This is a genomic window from Thiocapsa bogorovii, assembly GCF_021228795.1.
Classification (GTDB): Bacteria; Pseudomonadota; Gammaproteobacteria; order Chromatiales; family Chromatiaceae; genus Thiocapsa; species Thiocapsa bogorovii.
In genome coordinates this window covers 1,163,170-1,178,467 of the sequence record NZ_CP089309.1, presented here as the reverse complement: position 1 = coordinate 1,178,467, position 15,298 = coordinate 1,163,170, and the positions used below count along the sequence as shown (strand labels likewise).

The window sequence follows — 15,298 nt, the reverse complement described above, 5'->3', positions numbered from 1 at the left end:
GCGCTCTACGCCTCGGTCCGGGCCGGCAATGTCAGGGAAAGGTTTCTGTTGCCCTCTGCCGAGAGGGGCACTGACGGCCATGGGCTGCCGCACGAATGCGACGGGCTTGGTGCTCCTCGGCGGAGAGACTGCGAGCGGCCGGGGCTGCCATCCTGTCTGCCCTCGTCAATTTTCTATCCAATGGTGGCGAACTCTCGCATTGATGGCCACCAGGCGAAATTGGAACTTGCGACGTTGCACAGCTGGCTTGATGCCAACAAGGAGGCGTCCGTCAGGCATGGGGGGATTGGCGTAACGTCGCCAACGGCAGAAAGAGCGTCAGCGGCGAGTCCGGCAAGGCGATGAATCCGTGATGCCGGTAGAAGGCTACCGCTGATTCATCCTTTGCATCGACCACAAGGCTAAAAGCGGCGATCTCCGATCGCGCGGCACGGTCAAGTGCATCGACCAACAGCGCAGCGCCAAGACCCCGGCCGCGGAATACCAGGTCCACTGCCAGACGCCCCATGCGCACGGCCGGTACCAAGGGGTAGCGTGGCAACTTCTTGGCCATGGCGGCAGGAAGTTCGGTCAGCAGCATGCTCGACGATGCTAGGGTGTAGTAGCCGGCGATGCGCTGCTCCGCAGCCACGGCCACGAAGCAAGCGCTCACCCGGCGCCGAATGTCCTGCGTGACCTGGTCGCGGAAATAGCGGTCCAGCGACACCGAGCCGCTGTTGAAGCTGGTGCGCTCGTAGACGGCCTCGAGTGCCACGACGCGGAACGCCGCGTCACTCACTCCGGAGCAACCAGCCTGCGGCGGTGCGCAAATGCACGCTCCAAGGCCGGTGTCGGTCGCGGCGGTGACAACAGTGCCTCCGAAAAGCGCTGAGAATCGGCCTGCGAGAGTCGGACGATTTCTGCCTGCTCAATGGCGAGTTGGGCGGCCTGCTGTACGGCCGACACCACGAAGTCAGTCATGGTGCGGCCCTGAAGCTCCGCCGCACGCTTGAGCATGGCGTGCAACTCTGTGCTGATTCTGGCCTCGAGGCGAGCGGTGGAAGTCTGCGATGGCATGGAATTGTCCTCCTGTCACTGACTGTACGGCAAATTGCCGGAGCGCGCCATCATCAACAGTGCAATCGGACGCCGGCGTGCTTGCTATGGAAGCGCGTCTGGGCTCAGACCAACTGCATGTCGCCTATTCAGGGCGCGAAGGAGGAAGAGAGGGGGCTTGTCTTGCCTTTTGCTAGGCAAGCGGACAGGGATTGCATTCTTCTTTCGCCAAAGTAGAGGAAGGACCCGGGCGCGCATCCACCGCGTCGATGGTCAGCGCGCGGTCACGGTCCAAGGCGACGTCGATCGGGCTGTCGCCAACGCCCAGGAACTGCTTGCTCAGGCGCGCGCCAAGTTCATCCCCGGTCTGCTGGAGCGCTATCCTGGCCTGCGTTTGGACGTGCAGGGCGAGAGCAAGGAATCCGCCAAGACCGGCCAATCCATCGGGCGCAACGTCCTGCTCGGCCTGATCGGCGTCTATATGCTGCTGGCGCTGCAATTCCGCGGCTATCTGGCGCCCATCACCGTCATGCTGGTGATACCCACCGCGTTCATCGGCGTCGTCTTCGGACACATGGCCCTGGGGCTGGACCTCACCATGCCCAGCATCGTCGGCATGGCCTCGCTGTTCGGCGTCGTCGTCAACGACAGTATTCTTCTGGTCACCTTCATCCGCCAGGAGCGCCGGCGCGGCATGGTCACCATCGACGCCGCCAAACAGGCCGGCCGCGCCCGTTTCCGCCCGATCCTCCTCACCTCCATCACCACCATCGCCGGCCTGCTGCCGCTGCTGCTGGAGAAGAGCCGACAGGCGCAGATCCTGATTCCGCTGGCCGCGAGCCTCGCCTTCGGGCTGGTCACCGCCACCGTCGCGGCCCTGTTCCTGGTGCCGGCGGTCTACGTCATCCTCTACGACCTCGAGTCTCTCGACCTCGGCCGGATTCCGGAATACCGGACTCTGGCGTAAGCTCCAAGGCAACATCATGATTTGTAGAGGTCTTGAGCATAGAACTGGTGAAGCTGGGAACAAAAGGCCAAGTAACTATCCCTCGGACGATTCTGCGCGCGGTCGGCCTGACCGGGAATACCCCTCTGTTGGTGGAGACAACACCCGAAGGCGCGATCCTGCTGCGGCCGGCGGTGGTCTACCCAATCGAGATCTATTCCGAGGAGCGCGTCGAGGAGTTCGAGCGGGAGAACGCGATCCCCGCCGCTCTTCAGACGCGCGTCCGTGCTTCGCTGGCGCGGGGCGATTGATTTGCGGCTGTTCCTCGACGCCAATATCCTGTTCAGCGCGGCCTACCGGGACGGTAGTCCGACGCTGCTGCTATTCGAACTGGCCACAGCGGGCCGATGCCGCCTAGTGACCTCCTTGCTTGCTTGGGACGAGGCCTACCGAAACATCACCCTCAAGTGTCCGCAACGCGCACCCTCACTAGCCCGAATATTTCATAAAAAAGGGCGACTCTCGTTCAACCCATTGATAAAATGGCTGTTCCGCCAAGAACGCTTCGGAAGAAGCTAAACGAGGTCGCCCATGCCCGAGTCTACCCCGGAACAGCTGCGTTTTCCCCCGGTCGCCGGTTTCACGGTCCGCGGCGACTTCGACGGCGGCGCCATGTCGTCTGACTTTGGCCCCATGATTCTGCGCGGGGTTGATCGGCAGATCGGCCTGACCGAGCGGTTGAGCGCAGCGATCGATGATTGGCGCCATCCGTCCTACACCACCCATCCGATGCGTGAGCTGATCGCGCAACGGGTCTACCAGATCGCCTGTGCTTACGAAGACGGCAACGACGCCAATGCGCTGCGCCGTGATGCGCTGTTCAAGCTGGGGCTGGAGCGCAAGCCGCTGGATGCGACGACGGACCTGGCCAGCGGGCCGACCTTCTCGCGTTTGGAGAATGGGGTCGGCGCGCGCGACCTCTACCGCATGGCGCAGGCCTTCGTCGAGGCCTTCATCGCCAGCTACCCGAAGGCGCCGCAGGTGATCGTGCTCGATATGGACCACTCCGAAGACGCCACCCATGGCCAGCAGGAGTTCGCGTTCTACAATCATCACTACGGCAACCATTGCTACTTGCCGCTGTTTCTCTTCGAGGGCCTCTCGGGGAAGTTCATCACCGCGGTGCTGCGTCCCGGCAAGCGCCCCACCGGCGCCGAGAACGCGATGATCCTCAAGCGCGTGCTCAAGCGGCTGCGGGCCGCGTGGCCACGCACACGCATCATCCTGCGCGGCGACGGACACTTCTCCAACCCCGAGTTGATGGCCTTGGCGATGGCCGATCCGTTGACGGATTTCATCTTCGGCCTGGCGGGTAACCGGGCTCTCACGCCACGGGCCGAGCCGTTCTTGGCCGACGCCCGCAAGCTCCATGCGCTGCGCATCGAGAACGCCCGGCGCGCCGACGCCGACGTACCCGAGCGGACCCGCACCTACCACGAGGTTGACTACCGTGCCGGTTCCTGGCCCGGCGCGTGTCGGACCATCCTCAAAGTCGAGGTGACGGCGCGCGGCGACAACCTCCGCTTCGTCGTCACCTCCTTGGACTTGCCCAGTCCCGAGTGCGTCTACCGCGATCTGTACTGCGCGCGCGGCCAGGACGAGAACTTCATCAAAATGATCAAGAACGATCTGGCCAGCGATCGCACTTCCGACAGCACCTTCTTGGCCAATCAGATGCGCTTGTTCTTCTCCTGCGCCGCTTACGTCTTGCACCAAACGCTGCGCACCGAGGTCCTCGTCGGCACGGAACTGGCCAACGCCCAGCCTGCCACCGTGATCATCAAACTGTTCAAGCTCGCCGTGCGCGTGGTGCAGTACAAAGACCGCGTGCGCCTGCACCTGCCCTCGAGCTGTCCGGTCAAGACGCTGTTGCAGCAGGTCACCGAGAGGCTCTTCAACGCGCAGCCCCGGGCGGCGCCCGCCTAGACGCACATACATCCCCGCACGGGGATTTCAGCACGCGCACGACGACTATGCCCACCTCGGGCAGGGCATCGTACGCCTGCGCGGCGACAAAACTACTCGTGCCCCGTTGATCAAGCCCGTTGCCGCTCGGTATTTCCACCATTCAACCCCCGCGGCGTCCCGGTCATCGCCCTCGGTGACGCCCAGCGCCGCGCAAATCCGCGAGGCCAGTGTCGGCTGTGTCGGTTTATGAAACATCCGGGCTAGATGCGCTGAAGGAACAGCTGGAATACGCACCTGATCCACTCGCGCTTTCGCATCGTCTAATGCTGCGCGAAACCCCTGTGGTGTTGAATCGGTAAGCCCTCCGATGACCACCGTCAACGATCTCAAGGTTTTCATCACCGGCCGCGACACTCGCTGCGACGAATGCCGGGAGTACCTCGGTCGGCACGCCTGGATAACGCTAGAGGGCGACAGCCGCGCCCTCTGCCTCGCCTGTGCCGATCTTGACCACCTCGTATTTCTTCCGGCGGGGGATGCCGCCCTCACGCGCCGCGCCCGCAAGCACTCTCGTCTGAGTGCCGTGGTGCTCAAATGGGGCCGTGCGCGCAAGCGCTACCAACGCCAGGGTCTCCTTGTCGAGGACGAAGCCTTGACCCTAAAAAGAGCAGTTAAACCTTGCCTCGAGTGATCCAAGCCGCTGAAATATCGGCGCAAGGAGGTCCCCATGAGCAACCCGATCCCTCACCCGCAGGGTGAACCCGAAACCACCGCATTGGTACCGCATGCCGGCCCGGTTGCGGTGGACACCTTTGGCGGCCGCGTCCACGTCGAGTGGGATGCGCAGGCGGCGGTCACCCCGCTGGGGCAGCTGCCGTTCTTCACCGAGTTTTTGCGCCTGGGCGGGCGCTTCGATGCCTGGGTCGAGAGCTGCCCGCTGAAGCTGACCAGCCCGAACGCCCCGAGCACGCGCGACGTTCTCGGTACCGCCATCCTGGCGGTGCTGTCCGGGCATCAGCGCGATGCCCACATCAGTGCCCTGCGCGGCGACACCATCAACGCCGCCCTGCTGGGCATGGAGGCGGTGGTGAGCGAGGACTCGGTGCGCCGCAACCTCGGCAAGCTCGATGAAGCCGACGGGGTGGCCTGGTTGCAGAACCACCTGGACGCCTGCGTGGCGCCGGTGCCGGGCGTGCCCTGGATTCTCGATACCGACGTGACGGTCAAGCCGCTCTACGGGCATCAAGAGGGTGCGCTCAAGGGCTACAACCCGCACAAGCCGGGGCGCCCTTCGCACACCGACCACACCTATTTCGTCGCCGGTCTGCGTCTGATCCTGGACGTGGAGGTGCTGGACGGCAACCAAACCGCGTCCAAGTACAGCGCGCCGGGGCTGTGGGAGTTGCTCGCGCGCCTGCCGCGGGCGCACTGGCCGCTGTGCATTCGCGGCGACCGCGATTGGGGCACCCAAGCCAACATGGCACGGGCCGAGCAGGAGGGGATCCCGTATCTGTTCAAGCTGCGCATGACCTCCAAGGTCAAGCAGACCGTCGAGCGCCTGATGCGCGATGCCGAGTGGTGCGATGCCGGTCAAGGCTGGCAGGGGGCCGAGACGACCCTGCGTCTGTCGGGCTGGAGCCGTGCCCGGCGCGCCGTCGTGCTGCGCCGGCGCATCAAGGCCGACCTGGCCGTCGTCGAGCAGGGTGATCCCGAGCAGCTGCGCCTGAGCTTCGCCGAGCTCACCGACGAGACGATCGTCTACGAGTACGCCGTGCTGGTGACCTCGCTGCCCCATGAGATCCTGAGCGTGGCGCAACTCTATCGCGATCGCGCCGACGCGGAGAATCCCTTCGACGAGCTCAAGAACCATTGGGGCTGGGGCGGCTTCACCACCCGCGACATCAAGCGCTGCCGCTTCATGGCGCGCATCACCGCCTTGACCTACAACTGGTGGAGCCTGTTCGTGCGCCTGGCCGACCCGACTCGGCACACCGAGGCGATCACCAGCCGCCCGCTGCTGCTCAGCGCACCGGCACGACTGACCCGTCACGGCGGGCAGACGCGCCTGACCATCAGCCATCCCCATGCCGAAGCCGGGTGGGTGGAGGCGACCTGCCGCGAGATCACGGCCTTCTTCAACACGCTGCGCCGAACTGCGGAGCAGTTGAGTCCCCTGCAACGCTGGTACCGGCTCCTCTCGCGGGCGCTGGTGAAGTATCTCAACGGCCGCCAATTGCAGCCGCCGGCGGTGTTACCGGCGCCGGCGTAGCCGCCGAACCGCCGGTATGTGTACTCGCCCGCGGGCCGAAAACGCTCCGCGACGGGCGCTAACTGCTCTTTTTAGGTTGACGCGAGCAGAAACAGAGTGCGATGCGGACGCCGCCACCCGCGCCGCGCGACGCAACCACGCAGCCGCTCGGCGCGCTGAATTGGGCCAGGACTACGTCACCCGCTTTGCCGCCCGCGTCCGTGAGCTTTACCCGCACTGCCCAGACCGCCGTGAGACCGCGATTGCGGAGCACGCCTGCCGGAAGTACAGCGGTCGCATCGGTAGGAGCGGCAGCGCCGAATCACTCGATCCAGAAGCCATCGATCTCGCGGTGATTGCACACATCCGCCACACTGAAACCCCCTACGACGACCTCCTCTTGCGCGGCCACGATCGACACGACGCCCGCGCACGTGTCCGCGATTTGATCGACGAAGTCCTCCGCACCTGGGCCGAACGGCGGCTCAGCGGGGCACGGAGGATCTGACCGGGGTGTGCGCGGGTTTCAGCCAGCCGCTCACCCAGCCGGGGCGGGCCTTGCTCAGCTCCGCTTTCAACTCCAGCAGCGCGTCCTGTAGCGCCTCCTCGATGACCGGGTGATAGAAAGGCATTTCCAGCGCCCGCTCGACTGTCATCTTCTCCTCGATGGCCCAGGCGAGAAGGTGCGCCAGGTGTTCGCAGCGCGGCCCCACCATGGACGCCCCCAGGATTTGCCCGGACCGACGCGCCGCGTAGACCCGGAGCAGTCCGCGGTTCTGGCCCATGATCAGCGCTCGACCGACCGGGCCGAAGCGTTGCTGCGCCGTGGCCATGCGCCGTTCGTCGAAGTCACGCCACGGCATGCCGACCGCGGCGATGTTGGGCTCGCTGAAGACGATGGCCATGGGCGTCTGTGCCCGCCAGCGACGCTTGCGGCGATGCACGGCGTTGAAGCCGGCAATGCGCCCCTGCGCCGCGGCCCGCTGCAGATTGGCGACGCCGCCGGCGGCATCGCCGGCCATGTATACCGAGGTCCTGCCCACTCGCAGCGTCTCGGAATCGTGGCTCGGTATGCCGTGGTCACCCATGGCCACGCCAAGCCGGTCCAACCGAAGCCGCTCCAGATTCGGTTGCCGCCCGAGGGCCAGGAACAGCTTCTCGACGATGATCTCGCGCGCGCCGGCGCGCACCCTGAAACCGCCGTCGCAGCGCTCCACCCGCGGCTCGTCGCCGAACCAGAGCGGAAACTCGCGCTCGAAGATGTCCACCGCGGCGCGGTTCACGGCCGGGTCTTGGATGCGGGACAGGCATCGGCCGTGGTCGACGCCGGTGACGGCGACACCGAGGCGATGCAGCGCCTGGCCGATCTCCAGGCCGATGGGCCCAAGGCCGATGACGGCCACCGAGGCGGGCAGCTCCTCCTGTTCGAAGATGTCGTCCGCGGTGAGGATGCCGTCGGCGAATTCGGCGCGCCAGGCGTCCGGTACCACGGAGCGTGCGCCGGTGGCGATAACGATGGCATCGGCGCTGATCTCCCGCTCGCCGACGCGAAGCCGATTGGCGTCCAGCAGCTCGGCATAGTCCTGGATCAGGTGCTCGTCGTCCATCTCGTCGGTGGTGTTGGCGAGCACCAGATCGACGAAGGTGTCGCGCAGGTCGCGCACGTGCTCCAGTGCCGCCGGGCGGTCCAGCGCCAGCGCCTCGCCACCGCTGACGCCGTAGCGCTTGAGCTTGTCGCGCATCTTGTAGGTATCCGCCAAGTGAATGGCAACCTTCGACGGCATACAGCCAATGCGGGCACAGGTGGTGCCGAGTGGCCCGCCGTTGATGAGGACCCAGTTGTCGGTGACCTTGCGGATCTCTTTGATTGCATTCAGACCGGCGTGTCCCGCACCGATCACCGCCACATCCACGCGCTTCTGCATGACTTAACACCCCGCTCTTTTGTATCGATTCCGGCTCCCGACGACAAAGCCGAGCATAGGGTTAGATTAATGAACGAGATCGAGCCGCGGCGGTACATATTCCTCAAGCCTTGTGGAAAAAATTCACCATGGCATGCTGTGCGCCGGCTTGCTGACGCCACCCGAATGCGTCAAGAACCCTGCGCATCATGGGGTGACCGGGGGGCGGGTCGGGTCTTTCTTTTTGCTGAGCCCTCGCGCCGGCCCTAGGTCGGGAGGCAGCGTTTGGATGGAAGTTGTCGCTCGCCTTCGGATTGTCGGTTTGGCCGGCATCCGTTCGCCTTCAATCTCGGATCGGAAAGGGCAATCACCGACAAACCCGATTTCGCCGCAGGCATGGCGCCATGCACATCGCGACGGCCGGGAACGTCCGAATAGCGATTCAATCTCGGGATTATTCGGAGAATGACGCGTCGAGGATGTGCTGTGCGATGGCCTCGCCGCTGGACCACGCTGCCTCGATCCGCGGGCCGAGGCACCAGTCTCCGCCGGCGTAGAGCGTGCCGGATCGGTTGCGGGCGAACGGGCGACCGAGCGGTACCGAAACACGGGCATAGCGCCAGCGATGGGCGGCGGCATATCGAAGTGTGCTCACATCGGTGCCGAGGCGGTCGCACAGCATGGGTAGCATGAGCGCGACGAGAGCGTTCGGGGAAAGCTCGAGATGCGCGGTGCTCCAGACCGTGCTCGCCTGTGCCACCCAGCACGCGGGCGCCTGCCGGTCCGGTTTGCTGCTGTCCTGCGCGATCCATGTCAGCGGGTCGTCGGAATCGGCGCGGGTGATGAAGGGGCGCGGGGCGAGCGGGTCGAAGGCGGCCATCAAGGTGACGCAGGGATCGAGGCGCACTGCGGCAACCTCTCGGGACATCGGGTGCTCGAGTCCGAGTAGGTCGGACACCTGTGGTGCGGGCACGGTGACGACAACGCGGTCGAACACCTCTGCTCCGCCGGCAAAGGTCACCGCCCAGCCGTCATCCACCCTGTTCAGCCCAGTGACGGCTATGCCCTGGCGGATATCGAGACCCTGCCCCAGATGTTTGCCGAGCCCGCTCATGCCAGGCGTGCCCACGATATGCGCCTGGTCTGCCCCGTCTGCCCAGAGCGCTGCCGCACCGGCGTTGCGGGCCTGTTTCAGCAGGGCCTCGAAATCTGGGGATCTCGCCGTGGCGTATTGCGCGCCATGATCGAACTGCAGGCCGTCCGGTGTCCGTCGCGTAGCCAGCCGCCCGCCGATTCCCCGACCTTTGTCGAAGACCGCCGGCGCGTAGCCTGCATCGGCGAGGCGCCGGGCACAGGTGAGTCCTGCCATGCCGGCGCCGATGATTGCAATGCGCTCTGTCCTCGCCACGATGTACCCCATTGTTTGGGAGATCCGGGGTGCTAGAAGAGTGCGGTGAGATCGATCGTCCGACGGACATCGGGGCCCAGCGGCAACGCGATCGCCGACCGGTCGTCGACAGCGCGGATCTCCGAGTATCCGTTCGCGGCCGGCTGCCGATGGATTGCGAGCCGGCGGCCCGCGAGATCCACGAGCCAGACCTCCGGGATCCCGGCGCGTGCATAGCGGGGGAGCTTGATCTCCCGATCATTGGCCAGGCTGCTGTCGGCGACCTCGACCAACAAGAGCACGTCGGCCGGCCCCAGGTGACCATTGCGATAATAGTCCGGGCGCGGGCGCAGCAAGGCGATATCGGGCATTGGTTCGCTGTGACCGTTCAGCCACACAGGATCCTGAACCGCGACGATTGCGTCTCGACCGATGGTTTCTTTCATCAGGTTGGCCAGGAGCTTCACGGTCCCCGCGTGCGGATGCCCTATCGGCGGCATCTCGACGATCTCTCCGTCGATTAATTCGGTGCGCAGGTCCGGTCCGAGGATGCCGGTTCCGCCCATGCGATGGTAGTCCGCGACCGAGACCCGAAAGAGGCGAGCGAGCGAGGATGACCTGCGGGGTTCGGTTGTGCTCGTGATCATGTCGGGACCTCGCGCTTTTGCGTATCCGAGGATGGTCTTGGTTCGGAACATAGTCACCCCGAAAGACCCGCGCAAGGCGGGTCCCGAGTATCCCGGTGCATGAACGCCTCAGGCGCTGCGCAGCCGAGTCACCTTCACCAATGCGACAGCGGCGAGGGGCAGCGCAAGGCCGATCACCAACGCGGTGATCATCAGTTGCCCCAACTCGCTGTAATCCGCCGGTACGTTGACCACACCGCTGATGGGATCTTTGACCTCGCGGGTCACAAGGAAGATCTCGTTGAGGTACTTGGTCCCCAACTGGCTCGCCGATAGCGCCAGATTGCTGAACGAGGCCATGACGGCGAAGAAGGTGGCCTTGAGGTTGTCCGGGGCCGAATTGGCGATCCAGGCGAGCATGGGCACCATGGCGACCTGACCCAGAGGGGATTCCAGCGCGGTGTCCACGATGGCGATGAAGCGTGCATCGACGATGCCGCCGGTCATGGCCGCGGTCCAGTGGTGCAGCCCGAAATACATGCCGACGATGGGCAGGTAGAAGACGCTCGTGAGCAGGGTCAGGAAGACCACGACATGGGCGATGGAGTGCTCGGCCATGAAGCGCCGGAAGATGAAGAGACCCGCAAGCGCCAGCGTACTGCCGATGAGCGAAAGCACGGACAGGAACTGCTGGTCGAAGGCCAGCTCGTCGATCATCCACCAGGTCTGGCCGGCACCCGGTCCCGGCATGGCACGGAAGACGAAGATGATGATGGCCGTACCCAACAGATAGAGCCGCGCCTCGGCGTCCAGGACCCGCATCAAGCGGGACATGAGGAAGACGACGATCGACATGGAGCCGACGAAGATGATCTCCTGGTTGAAGGGCACGTCCGTGAGTCCCATGCCCAGGGTAAAGACGACGAATGCGAGGCTACCGCCGAGAATCCACCAATTCGGTGTGGTGATCTCGGTGGGCCGTTCCAGCCGCTGACGGGCGTCGTTCTCATCCAAGCCCTTGGCGACGAGGCGGCGCAGGTCACGGCGTTTGATGAAGCTCGCCAGGGCGACGCCGAGCACCGAGATCACGGGAATCGCCAAGGCCATCTCGTAGATCAGGATATAGGTCGCGACCTTCTCGGCCTCCGACATGGCCTCGACGCCCGCAAAGAGGTAGATGTTGGCCAGCGACACCAGCACCCCGCCGCCGATGATGGCGATCCGCCCGAGGGTCTGCATCGTGGTGTGCATCAGCTTGAGCCGAGCACGATCGATCGGCTGGCCATCGGCGTCGACCCGCGGGACCGCCTCGACGGTCATGGCGTCCGCAACTACGTCCTGAATGACGTAGCCCGTGGGCGCAAGCAGCGCGGCAAGCACGTACCAGGCTTCTACGGGCATGACGGCGTCCATCGCCGCGCGTTCCGACAGCAGGCCGATCATGATCAGCAAGCTCGCCGAAAGCATGGCGGCGCCGAGATAGACCAACCCGGCCTTGTGGCGCCAGATGAGATCCACCAGGTGCCCCAGGGGCATCTTGAGCACCCAGGGGATGCCGGCCCAGAAGGCCAGTGCCGCGAGGAAGGAGGCGGGCAGCCCGAGATAGTCCTTGACGAAGAAGGTGCCGACGATGGCGGTCAGCCCCTGGATGCCGTAGGCAACATAGATCATCAAGGGGGGTAGATACGAGAGCCGCATCTCGCGCCCCATCTCCAGGATGTTGCGGTCGAGCCAGTGGCCGATTGCGGCGACGAATCCGCGTTGATCCCCTTGTCCGGTATGCCGGCTGCGAATGGCGGTCACGTTTACCTTCCCATGATCGACAAAGGCCCGAAGAGTACGCTATCGCCATCGCGGAGGCGAGCGACCGGCCGCGAGTCCCTGCCCTGTCGGCCGGAAGGGGATTCCGAGGCTACACTCGTGTTGGATCATGGATGCCGCGCATCCGTCGGCGCAACTCGCCGACAAGGGCATTTGCGACACCCGAAACATGGTTTCTACGGACAATCGGACGGTGTCCCAAGGGTTCAACAACCGCACTGGAGCCTGCATGATCGCAACGTGCAGAGCGAAGGAGTATGAGCATGCTGATCGGAGTCACGCGTGAGATCAAAGCCCATGAACATCGTGTCGGCCTGACGCCCGAAGCGGTGGCCGAGGCCGTCCATCGGGGCCATCAGGTGCTGGTCGAGACCGCCGCGGGGGACGGTATGGGCGCGACCGACGACGCCTACCGCGCCGCGGGTGCGCAGGTCTGTGCGACGGCCGAGGAGGTCTTTGCGCGGGCCGATTTGTTGGTGAAGGTCAAGGAGCCCCAACCACAAGAGCGGGCCTGGCTGCGGCCGGGACAGGTCTTGTTCTCGTATCTGCACCTCGCGCCGGACCCGGACCAGACGCGCGATCTGGTCGCCTCCGGGGCGGTCTGCATCGCCTACGAGACGGTCACCGATGCACTCGGCGGCCTGCCGCTCCTGCGGCCGATGAGCCAGGTTGCGGGAAGACTCGCGATCCAGGCGGGCGCGACGGCTCTGGAGGCTGAGCACGGCGGGCGCGGTGTGCTGCTCGGCGGTGTCCCCGGCGTTGCGCCCGGTCGGGTGCTGATCCTGGGCGGTGGGGTCGTCGGTTTCAACGCGGCGCAGATGGCGGTGGGCCTACAGGCGGACGTGACCATTCTGGATCGAAATCCGGTGGTGCTGGACCGATTGGCGGCACACTTCGAGTCGCGCGCGCGGGTGGTGCATTCCAATCGGGCGACGCTGGGCGACGCGCTCCGGGAGGCCGATCTGGTGATCGGCGCGGTCCTGGTCCCGGGAGCGACGGCGCCGCACCTGGTCACGCGGGCGATGCTCGGCGACATGCGCCGCGGGGCCGTGCTGGTCGATGTTTCGATCGATCAAGGGGGCTGTTTCGAGACGTCGCGTTCGACGACGCATGAGCGGCCGACCTATGTCATCGACGGCATCCTGCACTATTGCGTCGCGAACATTCCCGGCGCAGTGCCTCACACCTCCACCTACGCCCTGAACAACGCGACACTCCCCTATGTGCTGGCGTTGGCCGACGAGGGTTGGCGTGCAGCCTTAAGGGATGATCCGCATCTTCGCAGTGGTCTGAATGTATGCGAAGGGCAGGTGACGCATGCTGCAGTGGCCGAGGCACTCGGCTATCGGTATGTGCCGGCGTCGGAGATCGTGTGATCCCGGACTCTGGTTCTCGCGCCGAGAGGTATCGACCGAGAGGATCCCGGCGTCTTGCGGGTCGGTGTCGCCCCGAGTATCGTCGAGCAGCGGAGGCTTTCCGGACCCGCTAGGTCGCTCTTTCATATGGCGCGCCCGAGTCGGGCAAGGTGCCGATCGGGCGTCTGGCGGGACCTTCGAACCGGCACGCCGCGTCGGCTTTCCGACGCGGCGCAGGTTTAGGCGATCCCCTCAGGCCCGTGCAGTACTGACGCGCTTGGACAGGATGGCCCCGCGCATCCCGATGAGGACCAGGGTGCTGGCCAGGAAGGCGGCCACGGCGGTGCCGATCATCATGGCCATCGGTTTGTCTTGCGCATTGGCGATTCCGAAGGTCTCCCCGATCGGGGCGAGGATGGCGACATTCTCCGGGGCGGCCATGAGATAGGTGCAGAACGCCAGGAAGGCACCGAAGAAGATGAATTTCCAATCCATGTGCAGGCCGGCGAGCAGGGTCGCGAGGCCGAGCAGGTAGAGCAGCACAAGCAGGTACTTCTGATCGTCGAGCGCGGCGCGCACCCCGTGAGTGTGCAGCAGCCACAGCAGACCGATCACGATCCCCCAGTGCAGGACCTGCTTCAAGGTGTAGAAGAGGTAAGATTGATCGCGGACGTAGGCCTGTCCGAAGCCCGAGAGCAAGGAGATGAAGGCGACAACCGGGACGAAGGTTTCCCAATAGGGTATGGTTCCAGTCGCATCGTCTCGGGTCAATGCAATGAGAACGACCGCGGCCACATAGAGGATGACCGACGGCAAGAGAGCCATCATCAGCGAGCCTTGGTCGGTACTTTTCGCTTTTTTCGCTGTCTCCGTCGAGGCAGCGTCTTTGGATTTGAACATGGGGAACCCTCCTTTCGGGTCAGTGGGCGAGTGATCGACGCATCCCCCGGGTCAGGAGGTCCGTCGAATTGATCAAGCAACCGGATATTAACCCTTACTTTCGATGAGTGTTAAGGGAATTTCAGCAGGATTTTCCGACTGCGCCGGACGATTTCGGTCTTCTCCGAGTGCAGTTGTCGGTCGGATCGGGCTCGGTTGGCGGGTTCGGTTCAGGCGCATGTGTCTGCGAGACCAACGGTGCTCTCGCACCGAGAGATCAAGGCAAAACTCAGCCATACCGGGCCTTCCGCTCGGCCTTGCGGTCCTGCCGGTCCTGTCGATGACCCCGGCTCGCATCGGTCGATGGCCTGCCTCCCATCGCGCGCGATCAAGCGTTCTCGGCCTCTTCGGGCTCGTCCTTCTGCTCGTCGGAGGTTGTGCCTCCGCCCCGCCTCCGCCTTCGAAGCCGCTGGATGCCTGCGCGATCTTCAAAGAGCGCCCGAGCTGGTACAAAGCGACGAAGAAGGCCGAGCGCAAATGGGGAACCCCGGTTCCGGTCCAGTTGGCCATTATCCAGGCCGAGTCGAGCTTCCGGCACGACGCCCGGCCGCCGGGGCGGGTCTCCAGCGCTTACGGTTACTCGCAGGCGATCGACGGGACCTGGGACTGGTATCGGGAGCAGACCGGTCATCGGCGCGCGAAGCGGACCAATTTCGACCACGCGGTCGACTTCGTCGGTTGGTATACCGACGTCAGCCACCGCACCCTCGGCATCTCCAAATGGGACGGCTACAGCCAGTACCTTGCCTACCATGAGGGTCATCGCGGCTTCCAACGCGGGACCTATCGAAAAAAGGATTGGCTGGTGCGCGTCGCGCGCCGCGTCGACAAGCAGGCCAAGACCTACGGGGCACAGCTGCGCTCCTGTCGTCGCTGAGCCGTGGGTCGGACTTGAGTCCGACGAGGCCGTGCCGTCTTCCCCGGATGGCTTTGTCGGGCTGAAGCCCGACCACACCGTCCGGTGGCTCCGCGGATAGGGGCGAGTGGCGCCTCGATCCAGGCAGGGCATTCCCTTTACCTCGGGCGGAACGCGCACTAGAGTTGCTCGGACCCACCGCCGTCGGTGACC

15 protein-coding genes are annotated in these 15,298 nt (G+C 64.9%); 8 read left to right on the top strand and 7 right to left on the bottom strand.

Annotated elements, in window-relative coordinates; genetic code table 11:
- Window positions 1-271: 271 nt before the first annotated feature.
- Both LT988_RS05320 and LT988_RS05315 read right to left on the bottom strand, forming a co-directional pair.
- Entirely contained in the window at window positions 272-778 is a 507-nt protein-coding gene (locus LT988_RS05320) for a GNAT family N-acetyltransferase (protein WP_232409188.1), read from the bottom strand.
- On the bottom strand, window positions 775-1,056 hold the full coding sequence (locus tag LT988_RS05315; RefSeq protein ID WP_232409187.1) for a type II toxin-antitoxin system TacA family antitoxin: 282 nt from the start codon (window positions 1,054-1,056) through the stop codon (window positions 775-777). The genes LT988_RS05320 and LT988_RS05315 overlap by 4 nt, the downstream gene beginning before the upstream one ends.
- A 157-nt stretch (window positions 1,057-1,213) precedes the next feature.
- Here LT988_RS05315 and LT988_RS05310 point away from each other — a divergent pair, with 157 nt between their 5' ends.
- The 6 genes from LT988_RS05310 (at window position 1,214) to LT988_RS25500 (ending at window position 6,705) form a co-directional block, all read left to right on the top strand.
- Window positions 1,214-2,002: an efflux RND transporter permease subunit gene (locus LT988_RS05310; RefSeq protein ID WP_232409186.1), complete on the top strand. Its 789-nt coding sequence runs from the start codon at window positions 1,214-1,216 to the stop codon at window positions 2,000-2,002.
- A 32-nt stretch (window positions 2,003-2,034) separates the two neighbouring features.
- On the top strand, window positions 2,035-2,292 hold the full coding sequence (locus tag LT988_RS05305; protein WP_232409185.1) for an AbrB/MazE/SpoVT family DNA-binding domain-containing protein: 258 nt from the start codon (window positions 2,035-2,037) through the stop codon (window positions 2,290-2,292).
- Window positions 2,293-2,572: 280 nt separating this feature from the next.
- The gene (locus LT988_RS05300; protein WP_076611726.1) at window positions 2,573-3,967 is read left to right on the top strand and encodes an IS1380-like element ISTro1 family transposase; all 1,395 of its coding nucleotides are present in this window, start codon (window positions 2,573-2,575) and stop codon (window positions 3,965-3,967) included.
- Window positions 3,968-4,316: 349 nt separating this feature from the next.
- Window positions 4,317-4,640: a hypothetical protein gene (locus tag LT988_RS05295; protein WP_232409184.1), complete on the top strand. Its 324-nt coding sequence runs from the start codon at window positions 4,317-4,319 to the stop codon at window positions 4,638-4,640.
- Window positions 4,641-4,676: 36 nt separating this feature from the next.
- Window positions 4,677-6,218 (top strand): transposase, encoded by a 1,542-nt coding sequence (locus tag LT988_RS05290; RefSeq protein WP_232409183.1) that lies wholly within the window; start codon window positions 4,677-4,679, stop codon window positions 6,216-6,218.
- A 16-nt stretch (window positions 6,219-6,234) separates the two neighbouring features.
- Window positions 6,235-6,705, top strand: a complete 471-nt coding sequence (locus LT988_RS25500) for a DUF2293 domain-containing protein (RefSeq protein ID WP_408648048.1) — start codon at window positions 6,235-6,237, stop codon at window positions 6,703-6,705.
- Here the strand turns inward: LT988_RS25500 and LT988_RS05285 are convergent.
- The 4 genes from LT988_RS05285 to LT988_RS05270 all read right to left on the bottom strand — a co-directional run bounded on the left by LT988_RS05285 (window position 6,683) and on the right by LT988_RS05270 (window position 11,917).
- Window positions 6,683-8,122 carry a dihydrolipoyl dehydrogenase gene (locus LT988_RS05285; protein ID WP_232409182.1) on the bottom strand — a complete coding sequence of 480 codons (1,440 nt, stop codon included), beginning with the start codon at window positions 8,120-8,122 and terminating at the stop codon, window positions 6,683-6,685. The two genes, LT988_RS25500 and LT988_RS05285, sit on opposite strands and share 23 nt — an antisense overlap.
- Window positions 8,123-8,555: 433 nt before the next feature.
- Window positions 8,556-9,521: an NAD(P)/FAD-dependent oxidoreductase gene (locus LT988_RS05280; protein WP_232409181.1), complete on the bottom strand. Its 966-nt coding sequence runs from the start codon at window positions 9,519-9,521 to the stop codon at window positions 8,556-8,558.
- Between the two features lie 20 nt (window positions 9,522-9,541).
- Window positions 9,542-10,135 (bottom strand): Uma2 family endonuclease, encoded by a 594-nt coding sequence (locus tag LT988_RS05275; protein WP_232409180.1) that lies wholly within the window; start codon window positions 10,133-10,135, stop codon window positions 9,542-9,544.
- Window positions 10,136-10,243: 108 nt separating this feature from the next.
- Window positions 10,244-11,917: an MFS transporter gene (locus LT988_RS05270; RefSeq protein WP_232409179.1), complete on the bottom strand. Its 1,674-nt coding sequence runs from the start codon at window positions 11,915-11,917 to the stop codon at window positions 10,244-10,246.
- 281 nt (window positions 11,918-12,198) lie between these two features.
- Between LT988_RS05270 and ald the strand changes: the two genes are divergently transcribed.
- Window positions 12,199-13,311, top strand: coding sequence for an alanine dehydrogenase (ald, locus tag LT988_RS05265; RefSeq protein ID WP_232409178.1), 1,113 nt, complete (start codon window positions 12,199-12,201; stop codon window positions 13,309-13,311).
- A gap of 231 nt (window positions 13,312-13,542) precedes the next feature.
- Here the strand turns inward: ald and LT988_RS05260 are convergent, their stop codons facing one another.
- Complete coding sequence (locus tag LT988_RS05260; protein ID WP_232409177.1) at window positions 13,543-14,190, bottom strand: hypothetical protein; 648 nt, start codon at window positions 14,188-14,190, stop codon at window positions 13,543-13,545.
- A 319-nt stretch (window positions 14,191-14,509) separates the two neighbouring features.
- Between LT988_RS05260 and LT988_RS05255 the strand changes: the two genes are divergently transcribed.
- Complete coding sequence (locus LT988_RS05255) at window positions 14,510-15,106, top strand: transglycosylase SLT domain-containing protein (RefSeq protein ID WP_232409176.1); 597 nt, start codon at window positions 14,510-14,512, stop codon at window positions 15,104-15,106.
- Window positions 15,107-15,298 lie beyond the last annotated feature (192 nt).